This is a genomic window from Pseudomonas benzenivorans (assembly GCF_024397895.1).
Taxonomy (GTDB): Bacteria; Pseudomonadota; Gammaproteobacteria; order Pseudomonadales; family Pseudomonadaceae; genus Aquipseudomonas; species Aquipseudomonas benzenivorans_A.
Genome location: NZ_CP073346.1, coordinates 669,828 through 692,806, shown reverse-complemented (window position 1 = coordinate 692,806; position 22,979 = coordinate 669,828). Strand labels below are relative to the sequence as shown.

At 65.4% G+C, this 22,979-nt stretch carries 20 protein-coding genes and 4 tRNA genes; 16 read left to right on the top strand and 8 right to left on the bottom strand.

The genetic code is table 11. The features are described 5' to 3' along the window. The first annotated feature begins 60 nt into the window (after positions 1-60). On the top strand, positions 61-546 hold the full coding sequence (locus KDW96_RS03135) for a glutathione peroxidase (RefSeq protein WP_255838958.1): 486 nt from the start codon (positions 61-63) through the stop codon (positions 544-546). Next, a complete protein-coding gene (locus KDW96_RS03130) occupies positions 543-1,013 on the top strand; it encodes a MarR family winged helix-turn-helix transcriptional regulator (RefSeq protein ID WP_255838957.1) in 471 nt (156 codons plus the stop codon). Before KDW96_RS03135 ends, KDW96_RS03130 begins: the two co-directional genes overlap by 4 nt. Here KDW96_RS03130 and KDW96_RS03125 read toward each other — a convergent pair. Then, the gene (locus tag KDW96_RS03125) at positions 997-3,318 is read right to left on the bottom strand and encodes a hybrid sensor histidine kinase/response regulator (protein ID WP_255838956.1); all 2,322 of its coding nucleotides are present in this window, start codon (positions 3,316-3,318) and stop codon (positions 997-999) included. The genes KDW96_RS03130 and KDW96_RS03125 overlap by 17 nt on opposite strands. Positions 3,319-3,425: 107 nt before the next feature. Here KDW96_RS03125 and KDW96_RS03120 point away from each other — a divergent pair, with 107 nt between their 5' ends. Both KDW96_RS03120 and msrC read left to right on the top strand, forming a co-directional pair. Then, positions 3,426-4,316: an ATP-binding protein gene (locus KDW96_RS03120; RefSeq protein WP_255838955.1), complete on the top strand. Its 891-nt coding sequence runs from the start codon at positions 3,426-3,428 to the stop codon at positions 4,314-4,316. Beyond that, entirely contained in the window at positions 4,313-4,795 is a 483-nt protein-coding gene (gene msrC, locus KDW96_RS03115; protein WP_255838954.1) for a free L-methionine (R)-S-oxide reductase MsrC, read from the top strand. The genes KDW96_RS03120 and msrC overlap by 4 nt, the downstream gene beginning before the upstream one ends. Positions 4,796-4,847: 52 nt before the next feature. Here msrC and KDW96_RS03110 read toward each other — a convergent pair whose 3' ends face one another. Together KDW96_RS03110 and KDW96_RS03105 are read right to left on the bottom strand one after the other, a co-directional pair. Continuing rightward, positions 4,848-5,510 (bottom strand): glutathione S-transferase family protein, encoded by a 663-nt coding sequence (locus KDW96_RS03110; protein ID WP_255838953.1) that lies wholly within the window; start codon positions 5,508-5,510, stop codon positions 4,848-4,850. A 45-nt stretch (positions 5,511-5,555) separates the two neighbouring features. Then, the gene (locus tag KDW96_RS03105) at positions 5,556-6,320 is read right to left on the bottom strand and encodes a hypothetical protein (RefSeq protein ID WP_255838952.1); all 765 of its coding nucleotides are present in this window, start codon (positions 6,318-6,320) and stop codon (positions 5,556-5,558) included. A 222-nt stretch (positions 6,321-6,542) separates the two neighbouring features. Here KDW96_RS03105 and KDW96_RS03100 point away from each other — a divergent pair. The 4 genes from KDW96_RS03100 to KDW96_RS03085 all read left to right on the top strand — a co-directional run bounded on the left by KDW96_RS03100 (position 6,543) and on the right by KDW96_RS03085 (position 6,964). Then, positions 6,543-6,618 (top strand) — tRNA-Glu (locus tag KDW96_RS03100). Positions 6,619-6,647: 29 nt separating this feature from the next. Continuing rightward, positions 6,648-6,723 (top strand) — tRNA-Gly (locus KDW96_RS03095). Between the two features lie 73 nt (positions 6,724-6,796). Next, positions 6,797-6,872, top strand: a tRNA-Glu gene (locus KDW96_RS03090). Between the two features lie 16 nt (positions 6,873-6,888). Further along, positions 6,889-6,964: transfer RNA gene (locus tag KDW96_RS03085), tRNA-Gly, on the top strand. A gap of 125 nt (positions 6,965-7,089) precedes the next feature. Here the strand turns inward: KDW96_RS03085 and KDW96_RS03080 are convergent. Both KDW96_RS03080 and KDW96_RS03075 read right to left on the bottom strand, forming a co-directional pair. Then, complete coding sequence (locus KDW96_RS03080; protein ID WP_255838951.1) at positions 7,090-7,500, bottom strand: PA2817 family protein; 411 nt, start codon at positions 7,498-7,500, stop codon at positions 7,090-7,092. Positions 7,501-7,563: 63 nt separating this feature from the next. Beyond that, positions 7,564-10,011, bottom strand: a complete 2,448-nt coding sequence (locus tag KDW96_RS03075; protein ID WP_255838949.1) for an acyl-CoA dehydrogenase — start codon at positions 10,009-10,011, stop codon at positions 7,564-7,566. 585 nt (positions 10,012-10,596) lie between these two features. Between KDW96_RS03075 and KDW96_RS03070 the strand changes: the two genes are divergently transcribed. From KDW96_RS03070 to KDW96_RS03045, 6 genes are all read left to right on the top strand, one after another. Then, a complete protein-coding gene (locus tag KDW96_RS03070) occupies positions 10,597-11,532 on the top strand; it encodes an ABC transporter ATP-binding protein (protein ID WP_255838948.1) in 936 nt (311 codons plus the stop codon). Continuing rightward, positions 11,529-12,323 carry an ABC transporter permease gene (locus KDW96_RS03065; RefSeq protein ID WP_255838947.1) on the top strand — a complete coding sequence of 265 codons (795 nt, stop codon included), beginning with the start codon at positions 11,529-11,531 and terminating at the stop codon, positions 12,321-12,323. Before KDW96_RS03070 ends, KDW96_RS03065 begins: the two co-directional genes overlap by 4 nt. 92 nt (positions 12,324-12,415) lie before the next feature. Then, a complete protein-coding gene (locus KDW96_RS03060) occupies positions 12,416-13,447 on the top strand; it encodes an efflux RND transporter periplasmic adaptor subunit (protein ID WP_255838946.1) in 1,032 nt (343 codons plus the stop codon). Further along, positions 13,444-16,521, top strand: a complete 3,078-nt coding sequence (locus KDW96_RS03055; protein ID WP_255838945.1) for an efflux RND transporter permease subunit — start codon at positions 13,444-13,446, stop codon at positions 16,519-16,521. Before KDW96_RS03060 ends, KDW96_RS03055 begins: the two co-directional genes overlap by 4 nt. 107 nt (positions 16,522-16,628) lie before the next feature. Next, entirely contained in the window at positions 16,629-17,390 is a 762-nt protein-coding gene (locus KDW96_RS03050; protein WP_255838944.1) for an SDR family oxidoreductase, read from the top strand. Between the two features lie 153 nt (positions 17,391-17,543). Beyond that, the gene (locus tag KDW96_RS03045) at positions 17,544-18,431 is read left to right on the top strand and encodes a bile acid:sodium symporter family protein (protein ID WP_255838943.1); all 888 of its coding nucleotides are present in this window, start codon (positions 17,544-17,546) and stop codon (positions 18,429-18,431) included. Positions 18,432-18,494: 63 nt separating this feature from the next. On the opposite strand, the gene KDW96_RS03040 is transcribed toward KDW96_RS03045, so the two are convergent. From KDW96_RS03040 to KDW96_RS03030, 3 genes are all read right to left on the bottom strand, one after another. Further along, positions 18,495-19,688, bottom strand: coding sequence for a benzoate/H(+) symporter BenE family transporter (locus KDW96_RS03040; RefSeq protein ID WP_255838942.1), 1,194 nt, complete (start codon positions 19,686-19,688; stop codon positions 18,495-18,497). Beyond that, a complete protein-coding gene (locus KDW96_RS03035; protein WP_255838941.1) occupies positions 19,688-20,302 on the bottom strand; it encodes a LysE family translocator in 615 nt (204 codons plus the stop codon). Before KDW96_RS03035 ends, KDW96_RS03040 begins: the two co-directional genes overlap by 1 nt. 103 nt (positions 20,303-20,405) lie before the next feature. Continuing rightward, complete coding sequence (locus tag KDW96_RS03030; protein ID WP_255838940.1) at positions 20,406-20,861, bottom strand: MarR family winged helix-turn-helix transcriptional regulator; 456 nt, start codon at positions 20,859-20,861, stop codon at positions 20,406-20,408. 82 nt (positions 20,862-20,943) lie between these two features. On the opposite strand from KDW96_RS03030, the gene KDW96_RS03025 reads away from it, so the two are divergent. After that, positions 20,944-22,110, top strand: coding sequence for an aminotransferase-like domain-containing protein (locus KDW96_RS03025; protein ID WP_255838939.1), 1,167 nt, complete (start codon positions 20,944-20,946; stop codon positions 22,108-22,110). Positions 22,111-22,163: 53 nt separating this feature from the next. Continuing rightward, the gene (locus tag KDW96_RS03020) at positions 22,164-22,766 is read left to right on the top strand and encodes a glutathione S-transferase family protein (protein WP_255838938.1); all 603 of its coding nucleotides are present in this window, start codon (positions 22,164-22,166) and stop codon (positions 22,764-22,766) included. Positions 22,767-22,979 lie beyond the last annotated feature (213 nt).

Genomic DNA, 22,979 nt, shown 5'->3' with positions numbered 1-22,979 from the left:
TGCAATTTAATGGCTTGCTATTTATAGTCCCTCCACTTTCCCAAGCCAAGGATCGCCAACATGAGCAACGAACTGTTCGACATCCCCTGCACGACCATCAAGGGCGAGCAGAAGACCCTCGCCGACTTCGGCGGTAAAGCCGTGCTGGTGGTCAATACCGCGAGCAAGTGCGGCTTCACACCGCAGTACAAGGGGCTGGAAAGCCTGTGGCAGCAATACAAGGACAAGGGCCTGGTGGTGCTGGGCTTTCCCTGCAACCAGTTCGGCAAGCAGGAGCCGGGCAACGAGGGGGCGATTTCCGAGTTCTGCGAGCTGAATTTCGGCGTGAGTTTCCCGCTGTTCAAGAAGGTCGACGTCAATGGCGCCGAGGCTCACCCGCTCTACGTGCAGTTGAAGAAGCGCGCCCCGGGCCTGCTCGGCAGTCAGGGCATCAAGTGGAATTTCACCAAGTTCCTGCTCAGCGGCGACGGCAAGCTGGTCAAACGTTTCGCCCCGGCCACCAAGCCTGAAGACCTGAGCGCCGAGATCGAAGCATTGCTCAAATGAGCGCGGGCGTAGTGGCGCAGGATGATCCGCTGCAGTTGGACAATCAGCTGTGTTTCAAACTGTACGCCGCCTCGCGGGCGGTGATTCGCGCCTATCGCCCCATGCTCGAGCAGCTGAACCTGACCTACCCGCAGTACCTGGCGATGCTGGTGCTCTGGGAGTGGCACAGGAGCCCGCCGGTGCAGCCCACCGTCAAGGCGTTGGGTGAGCGCCTGCAGCTCGACTCCGGCACCCTGACCCCACTGCTCAAGCGCCTTGAGCAGTTGGGGCTGCTGGCGCGCCGGCGTTCCCGAGCGGACGAGCGCGAGGTTCATCTGGCCTTGACCGCAGCCGGCGTTGCGCTACGTCAAAACGCTGTCGAACTGAAGCAGCAGTTGCTCTGCGAGCGAGGTGTCGATCTGGACGGGCTGGTCGACCTGCGTGAGCGTGTAGGGCAGCTGCTCGACCGGATCATTGAACTGAGTTGACCGGCAACCACTGGTCGAGCAGGGCGGCGAGCTGCTCGCGGCGAAACGGCTTGGCCAGGTAGTCGTTCATGCCCGCGGCCTGGCAGCGTTCGCGTTCGTCCGGCAGGGCGTTGGCAGTCAGGGCAATGATCGGCAGCGAGTCAGCGCCAGCGCCCTGGCGAATTCGCCGACTGGCCTCATAGCCGTCCATTACCGGCATGTTGCAGTCCATCAGCACCAGGTCGACCTCATGCTGCTGCAACTGGTTCAGCGCCTCGGCGCCATGATTGGCCAGTATCACCTCGCAGCCGAGCTTGATCAGCATGCCCTTGGCCACCAGCTGATTGACCGGGTTGTCCTCGACCAGCAGGACCCGGGCCTGGCGTTCGATCTCGACGCTGACCATCGTGGGGGCGGGCGCGCCTGTCGGCGCCTGATCGAGGCCGCGACTGATGGCCTGGTACAGCGCCTGACGCGACAGCGGGCGCGCCAGCTGCTGGATGGGCGCCAAGGGCTGGGTCTGCTCGCCGGGCAGGAAGCTGCCGTAGGCGGTCACCAGCAGTACCGGCAGGCTGCAGGTCGCGCGCAGCTCGGTCAGGCCTTGCGCAGTATCACTGATCAGCAGGTCGGCGCTGAGTTGGGCTGCGTCGGTATCGCCATCCAGGCGTTTGTAGTCCAGGCCCCAGTGGGGCAGCAACAGGTCGAGCTGTTCGTTCAGGCCGGAGCCGGCCGAGCACAGCGCGATCACCCGCCCGCTCAGTCTTGGCCAGGGCTGGGCGGGAGCGTGGCTGGGCAGCGGCAGGCTGGCGCAGAAGCGGCTGCCGAAGCCCTCGCTGGACGCCAGTCTGAGCTGGCCGTGCATGGCTTCGCACAGGTGGCGGGTCAGCGCCAGGCCCAGGCCGGTGCCGCCGAACTGGCGCGTGATGCCGGCGCCGGCCTGGGCGAAGGGCTGGAAGATACGTGCCTGGGAGTCCTCGGCGATGCCGATGCCGGTATCGCGCACGCTGACCCGGACGCCGTTCGCGTTGCGCTCGACGCGCACATCCACGCGCCCCGTGCGGGTGAACTTCAGGGCGTTGGACAGCAGGTTGCTGACGATCTGCCGAACGCGGGTCGGGTCGCCCAGCACCTGGGTGGGCAGCAACGGATCGATCAGGCAGGTCAGCTCGACGTCTGGCGCGGCATTCTGCGAGAGCAGGCTGGCGGTGCTTTCGACCAGCCCGGCGATATCGAAGGGAATGTGCTCAAGCTCTAGCTGACCGGCTTCGAATTTCGACAGGTCGAGGATGTCGTTGAGCAGCTCGACCAGCACCTTGCCGGAGTCATGGGCGATCGACAGTTGCTGTCGCTGTTCATGGCTCAGGGAGCCGTCCAGGGACAGGCCGAGCATGCCCAGTAGGCCGTTGAGCGGCGTGCGGATCTCATGGCTCATGTTGGCCAGAAATGTCGAGCGCGCCTGGGCCATTTCCAGTGCGGTATGCCGTGCCTGGTCCAGCTCCTGGTTGGATTGCAGCAGGCGGGCGTTGGCTGCCTTGAGCTCGGCGGTGCGGGCCGAGACGATGGTCTCCAGCTCGCCCAGGTATTGGGTCAGGCGGTCCTCGGCCTCGCGGCGCTGCTCGATCTCCGAGGCGATACTGGCGAACTGCTGGTTGGTGACTTCGATCAGCGTGCCGATCTCGTCGCGCTCATGGCCGGGGGGGCAGGGCAGCTTCTTGCGATCCGGGGTCTTCGGGTCACGCTCGCTGAGGGCGCGAATGGTTTCCACCAACGGTTTGGTCAGGGTGAAGTAGAACAGCACCAGCAGGATCAGCGCGAGCAGCAGGCTGCGGGCGAAACCGGTCAGCAGGGTAAGTACGGCGCGGCGCAGGAAGTGGTTGCCGAAGGCGTAGGTGTCGACCTCCAGGTGCAGCACCCCTAGCGCCTCCTCCGGGGCATGAGTGACGAACAAGGGCGCTTCGAACTGCCGTCGTGCGCCGAACAGGAAGTCACTGAACAGCCGGTAGCGACTCTTGCTGGCCGGACGGCTGACGCTGGCAAGGGTCAGGTTGCTGTTGTCGATGATCCTGGCGCTTATGACCGCCGGAGAGCGCAGCAGACCAAAGACCAGCTCCTGGGCCAATTCGGCATCGATGTTGTAGGCGATGCGCGCGGCGGGATTGTGGCTGATCTCCATGAGCGCGCGAATCTCGCGGTTGATGGAGGCGTCTTCACTGGCATAATCGATGCCCACCTGCACCACGCTGAGGACGGTACCCAGGAGGAACGCCACCAACACGGTCAAGCCGGCCTGTTTGAACGACAGGCGTTGGTTGAGCGGTATGTCCATAGGGCCGGCTGTCTCGTATCCATTCGCCTGCCAAGCATAGCCCATCCGCTTCCGTAGTCGGCAAGGGCAGTTGGCAGTTGGCAGGGATCACTTTCAAGGAGTGCGTCGTGGATTCCCGTTTGAGCAGTTTTTTACAGCGAGCCGAGGCCGTGCTCGTGCGCCTCGAGCCCTATTTGCCGGCCCAGCGCGCGGCCATCGACTGGCAACAGAGCCTGGCCGCCCGCTGGCACCGTGAGGGCCGTGGTGGCTACCTGCAGCCACTGCAGATCAGCCTCGACCTAGACCTGGGCGACCTGATCGGCGTGGATACCCAGCGCGAGCAGTTGGCGCGCAATACGCGCCAGTTCGTCCAGGGCCTGCCGGCCAACCACGCCTTGCTCTGGGGCGCGCGCGGTACCGGCAAGTCGTCGCTGGTTCGCGCGCTGCTGGCCGAGCATGCCGCGGTCGGCCTGCGCCTGATCGAGATCGAGCGGGATCACCTGGCAGACCTGCCGCGGGTGGTCGAGCAACTGGTCAAATTGCCCCAGCGTTTCGTGCTGTTCTGTGATGACCTGTCGTTCGAGGCCGGCGAGGGCGACTACCGGGTGCTGAAGAGCGTGCTGGACGGCTCGCTGGAGCGGGCGCCGGAGAACGTGCTGTTGTACGCCACCTCGAACCGTCGCCACCTGGTGCCGGAGAAGCACAGCGACAACGCGGCCTCGCAGATGGTCGACGGTGAATTGCATCCCAGTGAGGCGATTGAGGACAAGATCGCCCTGTCCGACCGATTTGGCCTGTGGCTGTCCTTCTATCCCTTTACTCAGGAACACTATCTGGCGGTGGTCCGTCACTGGATCGAGGCGCAGGCAACGCCCCTGGCGCTGGACTGGCAGTGGAGCGAAGACCTGGAAAAGGCGGCGATTCGCTGGGCGCTGGGGCGCGGCAACCGCAACGGCCGTTGCGCCTACCAGTTCGCCCGGCATTGGGTGGGGCTCAAGCTTTTGGAGGTACGAGGATGATCGATTTGCAAGACACCGGTTCAGGGCTGGAAGGCTACTCGCTGCTGCAGGCGCAACTGGAGGCGTTGCTGGCCGATGAGCGGGATTTCATCGCCAACGCCGCGCAGTTCTCGGCCTTCCTGTTTCAGGAGCTGGAGGGCCTCAATTGGGCCGGCTTCTACCTGGCTCGGGAAGAACAGCTGGTGCTGGGCCCATTCCAGGGCAAGGTGGCCTGCGTGCGCATCCCCTTCGGTCGCGGGGTCTGCGGGGTGGCCGCGGCCAGCCGGCAGACCCAGCGGGTAGAGGACGTGCATGCCTTTGCCGGGCATATCGCCTGCGACAGTGCGTCCAATAGCGAGCTGGTGGTGCCGTTGCTGAAGGAGGGGCGGCTGATCGGCGTGCTGGATCTGGACAGCCCCCGCCTGGCGCGCTTCAGTGCGCAGGACCAGGCCGGCATCGAGCGCCTGGCCGCGGCGTTCCTGCGGCTGAGCGACTGCTAAGCCCGCGCTTCATGCCGGCCCGAACCGATGGGCCGGCCTATTGAAGGTCGGCTCAGGCTTTGCCGCTCAGCTTGGCGAGCATCTTCTGCTCACCGGGCAGTACCGCCTCTACAGATGGACGCGCCTTGATGCGCGCATAGTGCGCCGCCAGCTTCGGCCAGCGCCCTTCATCGAGCCGCTCGCCGCCGTGCTCCATGTTGATCAATTGGCTGCAGATTGCCAGGTCGGCCAAGGTCAGGCGGTCGTCGACCAGGTAGTCGGCGTCGCCCAGCAGGCCTTCCAGATAGTCGAAATGACGCGGCAGCTTCTCGTCCAGCGCAGCGCGCACGGCCGCCTCGTCGCACGGCTGACCCATGCTCGGCTTCAGCGCCCGGTTGCGGAAGACGGCGAAGGTGCACAGTGGCGCCAGTTCATAGTCGGCATATTTTTCCAGCCAGTTCACCCGCGCCCGCTGCTGCGCGCCGTCACCGAGCAGGCCGCTAGCCTCTGGGTACTTGTCGTTCAGGTAGTGGCAGATGACGCTGGAGTCGGCGAGGCTGAAGTCGCCGTCCTTGAGCGCCGGAATGCGGCCGAGCGGATTGAGCTCGTAATACCAGGCCGGTTGGCCGAAGGGCAGGACCATCTCCAGCTGGTAGTCCAGGCCGCTTTCCAACAGGTAGAGGCGAACTTTGCGGACGAATGGCGAGAGGGGTGCGCCGTAGACTGTCAGGCTCATGGGTTGTTCGTATCCGATTGGTGGCGGGCGAAGTGTGGCCGTCTGCTAGTCGTAGATATTCTTCTTCTTCCAGTCATCGCCTTCCAGCTCCTTGAGACCCTGGGTCAGTTCACTGTTTTCGTCGGCGACCGGCTGAACCGTTTCCAGGACCATGGCATTGGCGCGCGCCAGCTGGTTCTCCAGTTGCCTGAGCTGTGCCTGATAGCGGCTGGGGTCGGCTTGCTTGCGCAAATACTGAACCCCGCGTTCGAACGCCAGGCGCGCCTGACCGGGGTGGCTCTGTTGCAGGGCCTGCTGGCCCAGGTTGTTGAAGAATTCGATGTGCAGCTGCGCGAGCATGTGTCGGATTTCGCTCAGCCACTGTTTGCTTTCGTTGGCTTGCAGTATCCCGTCCTGGGTGCAGCGGGTGATCTGGCCGTGCAGGTTTTCCAGCTGAAAGCGCACTTCCTTGGCCTTGGCCTCGTTGAGCACCGGCTGCGGCGGATTGCGCACCGCGATCGAATCACCCTGGGCGATCAGCTGTCGCAGGTCGTCGACGCGGGTCTTGCTGGCAGCGCTCTTGTCCAGGGCCAGTAACCGCTCGCTGAAGTACAGCTGCAGGCGACAGAGCAGCAGCTTCAGCTGGGGCGTCATCAGCTGTCCGGGCATGGACTCCGAGAGGTCGGCGCAGCGGCGCAGGCGGTCGTTGAGATCGGCCTTGAAACGCGCCTTCTCCAGCTTGCTGTTCTCGACCATGTGGTTGATGTAGGCAATGGCGATCAGAATGAAAATGCCGCCGACAATCAGCAGGGTAATCACCAGGGGGGACATCGCTACAACCTCTCGGCAACCGAAAATTCGCCCGAGTGTAGTGCCTTGGTCGTGATGCTGATAGATGTTCATCACCTTCTTGCTTGAAGTCGTTGATTTTAAAAAAAAATTACAGAGAGGTTGACGATCCTCAAAAGGCTCCCTAGAATGCGCGCCACTTCCAGAGCAATGCCGGTAGGCAAGGCTGGGGAAGCCGGAAAGACTGTTGAAATTCCGGACTGGGTCCCCTTCGTCTAGTGGCCTAGGACACCGCCCTTTCACGGCGGTAACAGGGGTTCGAGTCCCCTAGGGGACGCCACTTTCCATGGGGAAGTGCGTTGAAGTAATGCGGGAATAGCTCAGTTGGTAGAGCACGACCTTGCCAAGGTCGGGGTCGCGAGTTCGAGTCTCGTTTCCCGCTCCAAATTTTCGAACGTCGCTGGTATAGCGGTGATCGAGTCGGGCGTCTGGCAGCGTCGCGACAATTAAAGTTCCAGGTCCCCTTCGTCTAGTGGCCTAGGACACCGCCCTTTCACGGCGGTAACAGGGGTTCGAGTCCCCTAGGGGACGCCAATTTGTTGTAGCAAATGCGGGAATAGCTCAGTTGGTAGAGCACGACCTTGCCAAGGTCGGGGTCGCGAGTTCGAGTCTCGTTTCCCGCTCCAAATACACAAGAACGCCGCTCATTGAGCGGCGTTCTTGTTTGCGCCGTTGAGGCGCTCATAGAAAAGCCCGCAGGGAGTTCCGTGCGGGCTTTTTTGTGGCTGGCCGCCGAGGCCTGGGGCGCGCCTCAGTGCTTGCTGCTCTGCGGCGGCAGGGCCAGCAGCTGTTTTTCCCGGTTCCAGTCGAAGGGCTCATCGTTCAGCTCGGCCTCGAAGCGGCGCTCGTCGAGGCGCTGGAACAATTCGATTTCCTCGTCCGGCATGAAGTGCAGGCAATCGCCACCGAAGAACCACAGCAGGTCACGCGGCACCAGGTGGGCGATCTGCGGGTAACGGTGGAAAATCTGGCTGATCAGGTCCTGGCCCAGGTAGAGGCTGGCTTCCGGGTCTTGCGGGAGTTGCCCGAGCAGTTCATCGAAACGCTCGAGGAACAATGCATGGCTGTCATCGAGAATCTGTTCGGCCTCGCCCAGGGCGACCAGGATGCTGCGCAGATGGGCGAGCAGGGCGAGGTGGTGATCGAGGTAGGGGCTGGCCATTGGGGTGGGTCCTATCAGTGAAACGGGCGCGGGAGTATAGAGCTCCCGGCGCCCGCTGTCCCGTCAGCGGACCTTGCCGCGGCTGAGCTTCAGTTCATCCTTGGCGAAGTCGTCGACATCGATCACTGTCCGTCGCGCATCGTGGGCCTGCTGCAGCTGCTGCGCCTCCTCGGCGCTGAGCACGTCGGCATCGCGCGCCGCATCGAGCAGATTCTGCCCTGGCGCTTCGTGCACCTGTCCGCTCTTGAGCGCCTGGTCCAGCTTTTCCTGGGCCGAGCGCGTGCTGTCGCGCAGGTCCATGGCGCGTTGCAGGGCCGCCACCGGATCCTTCTCGCCCTGCGCCCGGTAGCAGCCTTCTAGCAGTTCCTCCAGCGCGGCATCGCCGCTGTTGCGGCCGATGATGGCCGCGACCTCGGCGTCCAGTTGATCGCTCGGTCCCTTGTGGCGACGACCGAAGGGAAATACCAGGGCGCGCAGGACGTAGCCGAGCAGGCGATTGGGGAAGTTGGCGAGCAGCCCCTCCAGCGCCCGTTCGGCTTGCGCCAGGCTTTCCTCCAGTGCCCAGCTCAGCAGGGGGCGGGAGTGTTCCGGGTAATCCAGGTCGTGGTAACGCTTGAGCGCCGCGGAGGCCAGGTAGAGGTGGCTGAGCACGTCGCCCAGGCGCGCCGAGAGGCGTTCGCGGCGTTTAAGTTCGCCGCCCAGCAGCAGCATGCTCAGGTCGGCGAGCAGGGCGAAGGCCGCGGCCAGGCGGTTCAAGGCGCGGAAATACGGCTGGCTGACGCTGTCGCCGGGCGCCTGGCCAAAACCGCCGAGGCTCAGGCTCAGCAAGAGGCTGCTGGCGGCATTGCTGACGGCGAAGCCGATATGCTGCAGCAGCAGGCTATCGAACTCCTCCAGGGCTTCCTCGCGATCCTCACGCGCAGCCAGGGCCATTTCCTTGAGCACATAGGGATGGCAGCGGATGGCGCCCTGGCCGAAGATCATCAGATTGCGCGAGAGGATGTTGGCGCCTTCGACGGTGATGAAGATCGGGGCGCCTTGCCAGGAGCGGGCCAGGTAATTGTTCGGGCCCATGATGATGCCCTTGCCGCCGTGGATGTCCATGGCGTGCTGGATGCATTCGCGGCCGCGCTCGGTCAGGTGGTACTTGAGCACCGCCGAGAGCACCGAGGGTTTCTCGCCCAGGTCCACCGCGTTGGCCGTGAGAATGCGCGCACTGTCCATCATCCAGGCGTTGCCGGCGATGCGTGCCAGGGCTTCCTGGATGCCCTCGAAGGCGGCCAGGGGCACGCCGAACTGCTCGCGTATCTGGCTGTACTGGCCGCTGGTGAGGCTGGTGAACTTGGCGGCGCCGGTGCCGACCGCGGGCAAGGAGATGGAGCGGCCCACCGACAGGCAGTTCATCAGCATCATCCAGCCTTTGCCGAGCATGTCCTGTCCGCCGATCAGGTAGTCCAGCGGGACGAACACATCCTTGCCGGAGTTGGGCCCGTTCATGAAGGCGGCGCCTAGCGGCAGGTGACGGCGGCCGATTTCCACCCCGGGGGTGTCGGTGGGGACCAGGGCCAGGCTGATGCCCAGCTCCTCCTCTTCGCCGAGCAGGTGGTCGGGGTCGTAGGCCTTGAAAGCCAGGCCAAGCAGGGTGGCCACCGGGCCCAGGGTGATGTAGCGCTTTTCCCAGGTCAGGCGCAGGCCGAGGACTTCCTCGCCGTTCCACTGGCCCTTGCAGACGATGCCGCTGTCGGGCATGGCGCCGGCGTCGGAGCCCGCCAGCGGACCGGTGAGGGCGAAGCAGGGGATGTCCTCACCGCGGGCCAGGCGCGGCAGGTAGTGCTGGCGCTGGGCGTCGGTGCCGTAGTGCAGGAGCAGCTCGGCCGGGCCGAGGGAGTTGGGCACCATCACGGTGGAGGCCAGGTCGCCGCTACGGGTTGCCAGCTTCATCGCCACCTGGGAATGGGCATAGGCGGAAAAGCCCTTGCCGCCGTATTCCTTGGGAATGATCAGGGCGAAGAAGCCGTGCTGCTTGATGTGCTCCCAGGCGTTGGCCGGCAGGTCCATCTGCTGGCCGATCTCCCAGTCGCTGACCATGGCGCAGAGTTCCTCGGTGGGGCCGTCGAGGAAAGCCTGCTCCTCCTCACTGAGGCTGGCCCTGGGGTAATCGAGCAGCTTGTCCCAGTCCGGGCGGCCGCTGAACAACTCGCCGTCCCACCAGACGGTACCGGCTTCGATGGCCTCGCGCTCGGTGTCCGACATGGGCGGCAGGACCCGCTGGAACCAGGCGAACAACGGCGCGCTAAGCCACTTGCGGCGCTGCTCCGCCAGCACCAGCGGCAGCAGCACGGCCAGCCACAGCAGCCAGAACAGCGCCAGCAGCCACCCCGGGGTGCGGCTGAACAGGCCCATGACGAGCAGATAGCCGGCGACCATGGCCAGCGCGGGCAGGGGGGCAGTGCGGCGGTGGGCCAGATAGACCGTGCCGAATACCAGAACGAGTAACCAGACGACGAGCATGCAGAATCCTCCATGACCACGGGAGCGGGATTAATAGCACGAGCTTAGCCGGCTTCGGGGTGAGCGGCTGGTATGTCTGCCAAGACTGGCAGGATCGCCGTCCTGCCCTCAGGGGGCGCGACCATGGGCCGCTCCGTCCTTTCAGGCGGGTGCCGGGCTCCCTGGTGCGCGGGCTATCACTCGGTAGTGACCCTGCCAGGGCGGTCAAGTTCGCCGGCCGGGCCGCCGGATTGCCGGGGCGTTGCCAGGGCCCTGATGCTTCGAGCAGCGGCGTTGCAGCCGTCGGCGGTGGCCCGCAGCTTGCCGAACAGACCCCGATCGTTGCGGCATCCATGAACGAAATCGATAGCTAACATCAACATTCGCGCCTTTCTTATTGATTTCAGGATGGTAGGGTGCATGGCTCGGCGAGCTACGCAGGCAGCTGTCAGCGGCTGGCAAGTGCGATCACCGGCGGCTTGCGCTGAGGACGCTGCGGCGGGTGTCCTGAGCCGCGAGCCCGCCCGGCTAAGCTGAGGCGGGTGGTTGCAATTGCCTGTGCCAACCCTTATCTAACCAACCCTCTTCATTGTGTGCGTGCCCCTCATGACTAGCGCTCTGTCCATCCGGCAGCTGACCAAGACTTACGGCAACGGTTTCCAGGCCCTGCATGGCATCGACCTGGATGTGGCCGAAGGCGACTTCTATGCCTTGCTCGGCCCCAATGGCGCCGGCAAATCCACCACCATCGGCATCCTCTCGACCCTGGTCAACAAGAGTGGCGGCACAGTCAACGTGTTCGGCCATGACCTGGACAAGGAGCCGGCGGCCCTCAAGCGCTGCCTCGGCGTGGTGCCCCAGGAGTTCAACTTCAACCAGTTCGAGAAGGTGTTCGACATCGTCGTCACCCAGGCCGGCTACTACGGCATCCCGGCGAAGATCGCCAAGGAGCGCGCCGAGCAGTACCTCAAGCAGCTGGGGCTGTGGGAGAAGCGCAACGTCGCTTCGCGGGAGCTGTCCGGCGGCATGAAGCGCCGGCTGATGATCGCCCGCGCCCTGGTCCATCAGCCACGTCTGCTGATCCTCGACGAGCCGACCGCCGGGGTGGATATCGAGCTGCGCCGTTCGATGTGGAACTTCCTCACCGAGCTGAACCGCCAGGGCATCACCATCATTCTCACCACCCACTACCTGGAAGAGGCCGAGCAGCTGTGTCGCAACATCGGCATCATCGACCACGGCCGCATCGTCGAGAACACCAGCATGAAGGCGCTGCTGAAGAAGCTGCATGTGGAGACCTTCCTGCTTGACCTCAAGGAATCGCAGCTGGTGCCCCCACAGCTGGACGGCTATCCGTCCAAGCTGATCGATGCGCACACGCTCGAGGTGCTGGTGGATAAGGCCCAGGGCATGAGCGAGCTGTTTCGCCAGCTCGCCAAGCAGCACGTCGAGGTGCTCAGCCTGAGGAACAAGAGCAATCGCCTGGAGGAGCTGTTCGTCTCCCTGGTCGAGAAGAACCTGGCCAAGGAGCCGGCGCTATGAACACCGCTTACCTCAACACCGAGTTCGCCGCCAATCTGGTGGCCCTGCGTACCATCGTCTACCGGGAGATCCGCCGCTTCACCCGCATCTGGCCGCAGACCCTGCTGCCGCCGGCGATCACCATGGTCCTGTACTTCGTCATCTTCGGTAACCTGATCGGCCGGCAGATCGGCGACATGGGCGGCTTCAGCTACATGGAATACATCGTGCCGGGGCTGATCATGATGTCGGTGATCACCAACTCCTACGGCAACGTGGTGTCGAGCTTCTTCGGCAGCAAGTTCCAGCGCAACATCGAGGAGCTGCTGGTATCGCCGGTGTCGCCGCACATCATCCTCATCGGCTTCGTCGTCGGCGGGGTGCTGCGCGGCCTGCTGGTCGGCTTCATCGTCACCTTGCTGTCGCTGTTCTTCACCAAGCTTTCGGTGCACCACCTGGGCCTGACGGTGCTGGTGGTGCTGATGACGGCGACCATCTTTTCCATGGGCGGCTTCGTCAACGCGGTGTTCGCCCGCAGCTTCGACGACATCTCGATCATCCCGACCTTCGTGCTGACGCCGCTGACCTACCTGGGCGGGGTGTTCTACTCGATCGCCCTGCTGCCGCCGTTCTGGCAGACGGTGTCGCTGGCCAACCCCATCCTGCACATGGTCAATGCCTTCCGCTACGGCATCCTCGGCGTCTCGGACATCGGCATCGGTGTGGCCATCGGCTTCATGCTGCTGGCCACAGTGGTGCTCTACACCCTGTGCATCCGTCTGCTGATCGGCGGTCGCGGTATGCGCCAGTAGGCGGCGGTTCGACCGTCGCTGCGGTGACCTAACCGCCGCAGTGGCCCCGGATGGGCGGCTAGACTTAGCTCTCCAGGAGTCAGGGGGCTGCCATGCCTGCCCGTGCGCGTCGCTACCTCGTTGCCATCGCCCTGCTGTTGATCGGCGCCGTCGGCCAGGCCCAGGAGGGGCGCGGGCCCCTGGTCGAGGTGGTGCGCCCGGAGCGCACCCTGGTGCGCGATGAGCTGATCACCTTCGGCACCCTGCGCTCGGACGAGTCGGTGATGATCCGTCCCGAGATCGAGGGGCGCCTGGCCCGGCTGCATTTCGTCGAAGGCCAGGCGGCGGCGGCCGGCGACCTGCTGGTCAGCCTGGACGATGCCATCGCCCGGGCCGAGCTGGCCCTGGCCAGGGCCAACCTGGACCTGGCCGAGAAGAGCTTCCAGCGTGCCCAGCTGTTGTTCCAGCGCGGGGCCAGCAATGCCCAGGCCCGGGACGAGGCACAATCGCGCCAGCAGGCAGCGCGGGCCAGCCTGGCCCTGGCCCAGGCGCGCCTGGACAAGACGCAGATTCGCGCGCCCTACGACGGCCGCCTGGGTCTGCGTCGGGTCAGCCCCGGCGACTACCTGGAGGCCGGTCAGGACATCGTCAACCTGGAGGTGCTCGATCCGCTCAAGCTGGATTTTCGCGTGCCGCAGAAGGCGGCCGGACAGATCCACCCCGGACAGGCTGTGGAGATCCGCCTGGATGCCTTCGCCGGCGAACTGTTCCGCGGCACGATCAGCGCCCTCAACCCGCAACTGGACGTGGCCGGGCGCAGCCAGGCGATCAGAGCGCGCCTGGGCAATCCGCAGCTGCGCCTCAGGCCCGGGCAGTTCGTCCGGGTCACGGTGATTCTCGCCGAACGGCCCCATGCCCTGGTGATACCCGAAGAGGCGGTGATGCCGCTGGGCGAGCGCCTGCTGGTCAACCTGGTGGTGGACGGCAAGGTCGAGCAACGCGAGATCAAGCTCGGCCGGCGCCTGCGCGGGCGGGTCGAGGTGCGCGAGGGGCTCAGCGGTGACGAGACCCTGATCAGTGCCGGCTGGCAGAAGGTGCGGCCGGGGATGGCGGTGCGCACCCGTGCCGCCGGGGAGGGCGCGTGACCCTGTCGGATGTGTGCATCCGCCGCCCGGTGCTGGCCAGCGTGCTGTCGCTGGTGTTGCTGCTGCTCGGCCTGATGGGCTACCAGCGCCTGACGGTGCGCGAGTATCCCAACATCGATGTGCCCATCGTCACGGTCGGCGTCGGCTATCCGGGCGCCAGCCCGCAGATCATGGAGTCTCAGGTCGCCCAGCCGATCGAGGACGTGCTCTCGGGTATCGAGGGGCTGGACTTCGTCAGCTCCATCAGTCGCTCGGAGAGCACCCAGATCACCGCGCAGTTTCGTCTGGGCAGCGACGCCGACCGCGCGGCCAACGACGTGCGCGACCGCCTCGGCCGGGTGCGCGGGCTGCTGCCCGACGAGATCGACGAGCCGGTGGTGCAGAAGGTCGAGGCCGATGCCCAGCCGGTGATGTTTCTGGCCTTCTACAGCGAACGCCATTCGGCGATGGCCATCACCGAACTGCTCGAGCGCCTGGTCAAGGATCGCCTGCAGGTCATTCCCGGGGTGGCCGAGGTGCAGATCCGTGGCGCACGCCGCCCGGCCATGCGTATCTGGCTGGACCCGGAGCGTCTGGCCGCCCATGGCCTGACCGTGCAGGACGTGGAAGACGCCCTGCGGCGGCAAAACGTGGAGATCCCGGCCGGGCGCATCGAATCGCGCCAGCGCGAGTTCAGCCTGCTCTCGGAGACCGATCTGCGCAGCGCCGAGGCGTTCGAGCAGATGATCCTCGACGACTCCCAGGGCTACCTGTTGCGCCTGGCCGATGTCGGCCGCGCCGAGGTCGGTCCGGCCAGCCAGCGCAGCCTGGTGCGTTTCAACGGCCAGCCGGCGGTGGTGATCGGCATGGTCAAGCAGGCCACCGCCAATCCGCTGGACATCTCCGACGGCGTCGAAGCGGCGCTGCCCGACGTTCGCGCGCTGCTGCCCGAGGGCATGCAGATGGCGGTGGCCCATGACAGCTCGCTGTTCGTGCGCGAATCGATCGACAACGTCTACACCACCATCTGGGAGGCGGTGGCGCTGGTCATCCTGATCATCTTCCTGTTCCTGCGTTCGCTGCGCGCCACCCTGATCCCGCTGGTGACCATTCCGGTGTCGCTGATCGGCGCCTTCGCCCTGATGGCGCTGATGGGCTTTTCCATCAACACCCTGACGCTGCTGGCCATGGTTTTGGCCATCGGCCTGGTGGTGGACGATGCCATCGTCATGCTCGAGAACATCCACCGCCACCTGGAGCGCGGGCTTTCACCCCTGCAGGCGGCGTTCGCCGGCAGCCGCGAGATCGCCTTCGCGGTGATCGCCATGACCCTGACCCTGGCCGCGGTCTATGCGCCGATCGGCTTCATGCCGGGCACCACGGGCAAGCTGTTCACCGAGTTCGCCTGGACCCTGGCCGGTGCGGTGATCGTCTCCGGCTTCGTCGCCCTCAGCCTGTCGCCGATGATGTGCGCGCGACTGCTGCCGCGGCACCGGCCGAGTGCCCGTCACAACCGCGCCTACAACCTGATCGAGGACCTGCTGCTCGCGCTGCATCGGGGGTACCAGTGGCTACTTTCGCGCGCCTTGGACCGCTGGTGGCTGATCCTGGCCCTGCTCGCGGCCGTGCTCGTGGCCTGCCTCTGGCTGTTCGCCGGGCTCAGGTCGGAGCTGGCTCCGACCGAGGACACCGGCACCCTGATCGGTGTCTTCAGCGCTCCGGAAGGCGCCACCATCGACTACACCAACCGCTATGCGCGGCAGATCGAGGCGGTCTACGACGGCATTGCCGAGACCAATCGCTACGTGGTGATCACCGGCTTCCCCACGGTGACCCAGGGCATCTCGTTCATGAAGCTGGAGGAGTGGAACAAGCGCCGACGCAGCCAGTTCGAGATTCGCCAGGAACTGTTGCCCAGGCTGCAGGACATTCCCGGTATCCGCGCCTTCCCGGTCAACCGCCCGCCCCTGGGGCAGAGCGTGCGCAGCCAGCCGGTCAACCTGGTGATACGCTCGTCCCTGGAGTACGCCGACCTGGAGCGCTATGTCGAAGCCCTGCTGGCGCGGGTGCGCGACTACCCGGGGCTGGAGAGCCTGGACAGCGACCTCAAGCTCAACACGCCGCAGCTCAAGGTGGCGGTCAATCGCGAACAGGCGGTGGCGGTGGGCAGCGATGTGGCGACCATTGGCCGAACCCTGGAAAGCCTGTTCGGCAGCCGCCAGGTGACCCGCTTCAAGCGTCTGGGCGAGCAGTACGAGGTGCTGGTGCAGCTGGCCGATGTCGACCGCAGCAACCCCGCCGACCTCGACCGCGTCTACGTGCGCGGCGGCGATGGCGACATGGTGCAGCTGTCCAACCTGATCGAGGTGCGCGAGAGTGTGGCGCCCCGCGAGCTCAATCACTTCAATCAGCTGCGTGCGGTGACCCTCAGCGCCAACGTCGGTGCCGGCCATACCCTCGGCGAGGCCCTCGAGCACCTGGAGGGCGCTGCCCGGGACATCTTTCCGGACGGCACCCTGTTCGACTACAGCGGCACCTCGCGGGAATTCAAGGAATCCAGCGCCGGCATCGCGCTGATCTTCGCCCTGGCCCTGGCGTTCATCTACCTGGTGCTGGCGGCCCAGTTCGAGAGCTTCATCGATCCGTTGATCATCCTGTTCAGCGTGCCCCTGTCGATGGCCGGTGCGCTGCTGGCCCTGTACCTGTTTGGCGGCACCCTGAACATCTACTCCCAGGTCGGCCTGGTGACCCTGATCGGCCTGATCACCAAGCACGGCATCCTCATCGTCGAATTCGCCAACCAATTGCTGCGCCGTGGCGAAGCGCTGCGCGAGGCGGTGCTGCAGGCTGCGGAGCAGCGACTGCGGCCGATCCTGATGACCACCGGGGCGATGGTCCTGGGTTCGCTGCCACTGGCCCTGGCCAGTGGCGCAGGCGCCGAGAGCCGCCAGCAGATCGGCCTGGTGATAGTCGGCGGTCTGCTGGTCGGCACCGTCTTCACCCTGCTGGTGATTCCCACCCTGTACCTGCTGCTGCGCCGCTGGTGGCCGCTGTCGCCCAGCGCGCTGGAGCAGGCCGAGCCGGCGGCGGCTTAATCCATGGCCTGGATGGGCGGGCAACCGCTGCCCTGATAGTGCTGCCACCGTACCGGCGACTCTGACTAGACTCGAGCCCGACTTTCATCCCTTGCGAGGACACACAGATGAGCTTGAGTTTTTCCGGTCAGGTGGCCCTGGTCACCGGCGGCGCCGCCGGCATCGGCCGTGCAACGGCCCTGGCGTTCGCCAGCGAGGGCCTCAAGGTGGTGGTTTCCGATGTCGATGCGGCAGGCGGCGAGGGCACCGTCGAGCTGATTCGCACGGCCGGCGGTGAGGCGATCTTCGTGGGCTGCGACGTGACCCGCGAGGTCGAGGTCAAGGCCCTGCTGGAGGCCACGGTGGCCGCCTACGGAGGCCTGGACTACGCCTTCAACAATGCTGGCATCGAGATCGAGAAGGGCAAGCTGGCCGACGGCAGCGAAGACGATTTCGACGCCATCATGGGGGTCAACGTCAAGGGCGTGTGGTTGTGCATGAAACATCAGATCCCGCTGCTGCTGGCCCAGGGCGGCGGCGCCATCGTCAACACCGCCTCGGTCGCCGGCCTCGGCGCGGCGCCGAAGATGAGCATCTACGCCGCGTCCAAGCATGCGGTAATCGGCCTGAGCAAATCGGCGGCGATCGAGTATGCGAAGAAGAAGATTCGCGTCAATGCGGTCTGCCCGGCGGTGATCGACACCGACATGTTCCGCCGTGCCTACGAAACCGACCCGAAGAAGGGCGAGTTCGCCGCCGCCATGCACCCGGTGGGGCGCATCGGCAAGGTCGAGGAAGTCGCCACGGCGGTGCTCTACCTGTGCAGCGACGGCGCGGCCTTCACCACCGGCCAGGCCCTGGCGGTGGATGGCGGCGCCACGGCGATCTGAACCCGCTCTGCCGCGTGAGCGAAAGGCCCGGCAGCCGGGGTCTTTTGCCTCGGCACGATGGCGCGGCGCTGTTTTGGCCGATAAAGTCACTGCGCAACCGGCGCCGTCTGGCCAGAATCGCACCATCGAGTTTTCGCTCCAGGAAGAGTAACCATGACTGCAGACCCTCTACTGACGCTATTCCTGCCCGTGGCACTGGGCATCATCATGCTGGGCCTGGGGCTGTCGCTCGGCCTGGCAGATTTCACCCGGGTGGTGAAGTTTCCCAAGCCGGTGCTGATTGGCCTGGGTTGCCAGCTGCTCCTGCTCCCCGTGCTGTGCTTCGGCCTGACCAAGGTCTTCGGTCTGGCCCCGGCTCTGGCCGTCGGCCTGATGCTGCTGGCCGCCTCGCCCGGCGGTACCACGGCCAACCTCTACAGCCACCTGGCCCATGGCGACGTGGCGCTGAACATCACCCTCACCGCGGTCAACTCGGTGATCGCCATCCTGACCATGCCGCTGATCGTCAACCTGGCGTTGATGCACTTCATGACCGGCGAACAGGCCATTCCGCTGCAGTTCGGCAAGGTGCTGCAGGTGTTCGTCATCGTGCTCGGCCCGGTGGCGATCGGCATGGCGCTGCGCAGCCGCTTCCCGGCGTTCGCCGAGCGCATGCAGAAGCCGGTGAAGCTGGTCTCGGCGCTGTTTCTGCTGCTGATCATCCTGCTGGCGCTGGTCAAGGACTGGCAGACCTTCGTCGACTACGCGCCGCTGGTGGGGGGCGCCGCGCTGGCCTTCAACCTGCTCAGCCTGGCGGTCGGCTACTACGTGCCGCGCCTGCTCAAGCTGAACCTGCGCCAGTCCATCGCCATCGGCATGGAGATCGGCATCCACAACGGCACCCTGGCCATCGCCCTGGCATTGAGCCCGGTATTGCTGAACAACTCGACCATGGCCATTCCCGCGGCCATCTACAGCATCATCATGTTCTTCACCGCGGCGCTGTTCGGCTGGTGGGTCAATCGCACCCATGGCCAGGAGCTGGCGGCCGAGGCCGCCTGAGCGGGTGGATAGGAATTAAGGCGCCGCAAGGCGCCTTTTTCTTGGGCCGGCGGCGGTGGCCGCTCAATCCTTGCGCCAGTTGAGGATGAACAGGCACAGCAGGCCGGCGACTATGCCCCAGAAGGCCGAGCCGATGGACAGCAGGGTCATGCCCGAGGCCGTGATCACAAAGGTGATCAGCGCCGCCTCGCGCTCCCTGGGCTCGGCCATGGCCTGGGTCAGGCCGCCGATGATCGAGGCGAACAGCGCCAGCGCGGCGATCGACAGGACCAATGTTGTCGGCAAGGCAGCGAACAGTGCCGCCAGGGTGGCGCCGAAGATCCCGGCGATGACATAGAAAACCCCGCACCAGGCCGCGGCGGTATAGCGTTTGCTCGGGTCCTCATGGGCCTCGGGACCGGCGCAGATCGCCGCGCTGAGGGCGGCGATGTGCAGGCCGTGGGAGCCGAAGGGAGCCATCAGGATCGAACCCAGCCCGGTGACGTTCAGCAGCGCCGAGGCCGGCACCTGGTGGTAGCCGTTGGCGCGCAGCACGGCCATGCCCGGCAGGTTCTGCGAGGCCATGGCGACGATGAACAGCGGGATGCCGATGCTGACCGCCGCGGACCCGGAGAAGGCGGGCGTGGTCCACTCGGGCGTGGCCAGCTGCAGCTCGAAATCGGAAAAATCCAGCAGGCCGAACAACCCGGCCAGCGCGCAGCCGACCAGCAGCGCGGCGAGCACCGCGTAACGCGGCAACAGGCGCTTGCCCAGCAGATAGGCCAGCAGCATGGCGATCACCAGGGTCGGCTGCTGCTCGGCGGCGCCGCCGATCTCCAGGCCGATCTTGAACAGCACTCCGGCCAGCAGGGCGGCGGCGATGGAGGCGGGAATGCGGCGCATGATGCGGTCGAAGCTGCCGGTCAGGCCGCACAGCACGATCAAGGCGGAGCAAAGGATGTAGGCGCCGATGGCCTCGGCATAGGGCACTCCCGGCAGGCTGCTGATCAGCAGGGCGGCGCCGGGGGTCGACCAGGCGATCATCACCGGCGCGCGATAACGCAGTGAAAGACCGATGCAGCACAGGCCCATGCCCACCGACAGGGCCCAGATCCATGAGGAAATCTGTCCGTCGGACAGGCCCGCAGCCTGGCCGGCCTGGAACATCAGCACCAGGGAACTGGTGTAGCCAGTGAGCATGGCGATGAAGCCGGCGACCACTGTCGAGACCGACGAGTCGGCGAAAGGACGCAGGCGCGCCTGAACGGCTTCGGGCATTACAGGGTTCCTTTGCTGTCGAGCAGAATTGGATAGAGCGAGGCCACCAACAGCAGGGCCATGCCGATATTGAAGCAGCGCAGCACGCGGGGGTTGTTCAGCCAATTGCGCAGCAGACTGCCGGTCAGCGTCCAGAGGCCGACGCTGGGGCAGTTGACCAGGGCGAACAGGGCTGCAATCAGCAGGACGTTGACCGCGAAATTTTCCTGGGGTGTGTAGGTGGTGATGGCGCCTATGGCCATCACCCAGGCCTTGGGATTGACCCACTGGAAGGCCGCCGCCTGGAGAAAACTGAAGGGCCTGCTGCGCCCGCCATCCGGGCTGTCCGGCGCGCCGGCCTGGGCGATCTTCCAGGCCAGGTACAGCAGGTAGGCGGCGCCGGCATAGCGCAGGACGCCGTACAGCGCAGGCAGCTGCTCGAACAACTGACCCAGGCCCAGGCCGACCGCCAGCACCAGAACCATGAAACCCAGGCTGATGCCGAGCATGTGGGGCAGGCTGCGGCGCAGGCCGAAGTTTACCCCTGAGGCGAGCAGCATCATGTTGTTCGGTCCCGGGGTAATCGAGGTGACGAAGGCGAAGAGAACGAATGCGATCAGCAGTTCGGCGGTCATGGCAGTTACTCGCAGGCAATGGCTGTCAGCCTAAGCCCGGCCTGCCTGGTCGTCGCGGTACAGCGAGGGGCGCGTTGACCGATACAGTTGCGGCAGACTGCTTTCAGTCGTTGTTTGTACCGGTCTGATGGCTGCTGCCCAGCGCCTGGTTGACCCTCAGCCAGCCCTCGACCGCAGCCTCGCCGGCTTCGGCGAAGGCGCGCTGCAGCAGTTTGGCCTGCTCGCGGCGCAGCGCCTGTTCCAGTTTGGCGCCCTCGGCGGTGATACCGAGCAGGCGCTTACGCTTGTCGTCTTCGCCGGCGACGCTGTTGACCAGGTGCATTTCCTGCAATTGCCGCAGGGGCAGGCTCAGCGCCTGCTTGGTCACCCCCAGGTAGCCGAGCAGTTGCTTGACGCTCAGCCCCGGGTACTTGGCGACGAAGAACAGGATGCGCTGATGCACCCGCGACAGGCCGCGGCGCGCCAGCATTTCGTCGGCCTTGGCGGTGAACGCCTGATAGCCGAAGAAGAAGGCCTCCATGGCGGCCTGCTGAGTGGTTGGATTTTTAAGGTCAAGCATATTGACGTATGTGAGCCGGGCGTCGTAGTTTCGGTCAAGCAGTTTGACCCAAATTCCTCGTCTTAGCACCCCGGTGACATCCATGGCCTTCTCCGAACGCGTTGCCCGCCTGAAAAGCTCCCTGATCCGTGAAATCCTCGCCGCGGCGCAGCGTCCGGAGGTCATGTCGTTCGCCGGCGGCCTGCCTGCCGAGCCGATGTTGCCCAAGGTCGAGTGGAGCGAGATGCCGGCGAGCATGGGCCAGTACGGCATGAGCGAGGGCGAACCGGCCCTGCGCGAGGCCATCGCCGCCGAGGCCCGGGCTCTGGGCGTCCCCTGCGAGGCCAGCCAGGTGCTGATCGTCAGCGGCTCGCAGCAGACCCTGGACCTGGCCAGCAAGCTGTTCATCGACCCAGGCACCGAGGTGCTGCTGGAGGCACCCACTTACCTGGCGGCGCTGCAGGCCTTCCAGCTGTTCGGCGCCGATTGCATCGGCGTGCCCCAGGAGGCCGACGGTCCCGAGCTGGGCGCCCTGCGCCAGCGCCTGGAGCGACACAAGCCGGCCTTCGCCTACCTGATTCCGACCTTCCAGAACCCGTCCGGCACCCGCTACAGCGAGGCCAAGCGCGATGCCGTGGCGGCGTTGCTGGACGAGTTCGGCGTGACCCTGATCGAGGACGAGCCTTATCGCGAGCTGGTGTTCGACGATGGCCAGGCCACCCCTATCGTCAGCCGCCTGAAGCAGGCCAGTTGGATCTACACCGGCACCGTTTCCAAGACCCTGCTGCCGGGCCTGCGCGTCGGCTACCTGATCGCCACGCCCGACCTGTTCCCCTACCTGCTGCGCCTGAAACAGTCGGCCGACCTGCACACCAATCGCGTCGGCCAGTGGCAGGCCCTGCAGTGGCTGGGTAGCGAGCAGTACCGCGGCCACCTGGCCGAACTGCGTGATTTCTACCGGATACGCCGCGATGCCATGCAGGCGTCCTTGCTCGAGCATTTTATTGATCTGGCCGACTGGGAAACTCCTCAAGGCGGCCTGTTCTTCTGGCTGACCCTCAAGCAACCGCTGGATACCCGTACCCTGCTCGGGGAGGCCCTGGAGCAGAAGGTCGCCTTCATGCCGGGCGAGCCCTTCTTCATCGAGCCGGACCAGCATCCGGGGCACCTGCGGCTGAACTTCAGTCACGTGGCGCCCGAGCGCCTGGGCGAGGGGCTCAAGCGCCTGGCCGGGGTGATTCGCCAGGCCCAGGCGGGCGCTGCAGCCTGATGGCACGAGGCGGCCGGGCGGCCGTCAATGACGCATCTTAGGGAGAGAGGATAATGATCAAGGTTTACGGCGATGCCCGTTCGGGAAACTGCTACAAGGTCAAGCTGATGCTGCACCTGCTGGGGCAGGCCTACGAATGGGTGCCGGTGGACATCCTCAAGGGCGAGACCCAGAGCGATGCTTTCCTGGCGAAGAACCCCAACGGCAAGATCCCGGTGCTGGAGCTCGAAGACGGCTGCTGCCTGTGGGAGTCCAATGCCATCCTCAACTTCCTCGCCGAGGGCAGCGCGTTGCTGCCGAGCGAGCCGCGCCTGCGCACTCAGGTGTTGCAGTGGCAGTTCTTCGAGCAGTACAGCCACGAACCCTATGTCGCAGTGGCACGTTTCATCCAGCTGTACCAGGGGCTGCCCGAGGCGCGTCGCGAGGAGTATCTGGCGTGTCATGCCCGAGGCCACAAGGCGCTGAAGGTAATGGAGCAGCAGTTGCTGCGCACGCCCTATCTGGTCGGCGAGCAGTACACCATCGCCGATATCGCGCTATACGCCTATACCCATGCCGCTGATGAAGGCGGCTTCGACCTCGCCGACTACCCGGCCATCTGCGCCTGGCTGGAGCGGGTGGCCGGTCATCCGCTGCATGTGACCATGGGCGATTAGGGCACCCTGGTCACGATTCGGCTACTGCGTTGGCGACCCGCCGAGCCAGCACCCAGAACCAAGTAGCCCAAGCTGAGGTCAACCTTATAAGGCGCCCTTTTCTCGGGCAATGTCGGGCGCACTGCGCCGTCCCGCCGGCTGGTTGCTGTGCTTCAACCTGCCGTCTTATGGCCATCGGCCATGTACAGGGCCGCCCGTCTGGATGCGCGAGCG

Bases quoted from the DNA above. Each gene is read 5' to 3' on its own strand.
- KDW96_RS03050 (WP_255838944.1), top strand. From the start codon at position 16,629: ATGAGCTTGAGTTTTTCCGGTCAGGTGGCCCTGGTCACCGGCGGCGCC.
- KDW96_RS03035 (WP_255838941.1), bottom strand. From the start codon at position 20,302: ATGACCGCCGAACTGCTGATCGCATTCGTTCTCTTCGCCTTCGTCACC.
- KDW96_RS03060 (WP_255838946.1), top strand. From the start codon at position 12,416: ATGCCTGCCCGTGCGCGTCGCTACCTCGTTGCCATCGCCCTGCTGTTG.
- KDW96_RS03030 (WP_255838940.1), bottom strand. From the start codon at position 20,861: ATGCTTGACCTTAAAAATCCAACCACTCAGCAGGCCGCCATGGAGGCC.
- KDW96_RS03025 (WP_255838939.1), top strand. From the start codon at position 20,944: ATGGCCTTCTCCGAACGCGTTGCCCGCCTGAAAAGCTCCCTGATCCGT.
- KDW96_RS03135 (WP_255838958.1), top strand. From the start codon at position 61: ATGAGCAACGAACTGTTCGACATCCCCTGCACGACCATCAAGGGCGAG.
- KDW96_RS03040 (WP_255838942.1), bottom strand. From the start codon at position 19,688: ATGCCCGAAGCCGTTCAGGCGCGCCTGCGTCCTTTCGCCGACTCGTCG.
- KDW96_RS03080 (WP_255838951.1), bottom strand. From the start codon at position 7,500: ATGGCCAGCCCCTACCTCGATCACCACCTCGCCCTGCTCGCCCATCTG.
- KDW96_RS03065 (WP_255838947.1), top strand. From the start codon at position 11,529: ATGAACACCGCTTACCTCAACACCGAGTTCGCCGCCAATCTGGTGGCC.
- KDW96_RS03130 (WP_255838957.1), top strand. From the start codon at position 543: ATGAGCGCGGGCGTAGTGGCGCAGGATGATCCGCTGCAGTTGGACAAT.
- KDW96_RS03075 (WP_255838949.1), bottom strand. From the start codon at position 10,011: ATGCTCGTCGTCTGGTTACTCGTTCTGGTATTCGGCACGGTCTATCTG.
- KDW96_RS03020 (WP_255838938.1), top strand. From the start codon at position 22,164: ATGATCAAGGTTTACGGCGATGCCCGTTCGGGAAACTGCTACAAGGTC.
- KDW96_RS03125 (WP_255838956.1), bottom strand. From the start codon at position 3,318: ATGGACATACCGCTCAACCAACGCCTGTCGTTCAAACAGGCCGGCTTG.
- KDW96_RS03105 (WP_255838952.1), bottom strand. From the start codon at position 6,320: ATGTCCCCCCTGGTGATTACCCTGCTGATTGTCGGCGGCATTTTCATT.
- KDW96_RS03070 (WP_255838948.1), top strand. From the start codon at position 10,597: ATGACTAGCGCTCTGTCCATCCGGCAGCTGACCAAGACTTACGGCAAC.
- msrC (WP_255838954.1), top strand. From the start codon at position 4,313: ATGATCGATTTGCAAGACACCGGTTCAGGGCTGGAAGGCTACTCGCTG.
- KDW96_RS03110 (WP_255838953.1), bottom strand. From the start codon at position 5,510: ATGAGCCTGACAGTCTACGGCGCACCCCTCTCGCCATTCGTCCGCAAA.
- KDW96_RS03045 (WP_255838943.1), top strand. From the start codon at position 17,544: ATGACTGCAGACCCTCTACTGACGCTATTCCTGCCCGTGGCACTGGGC.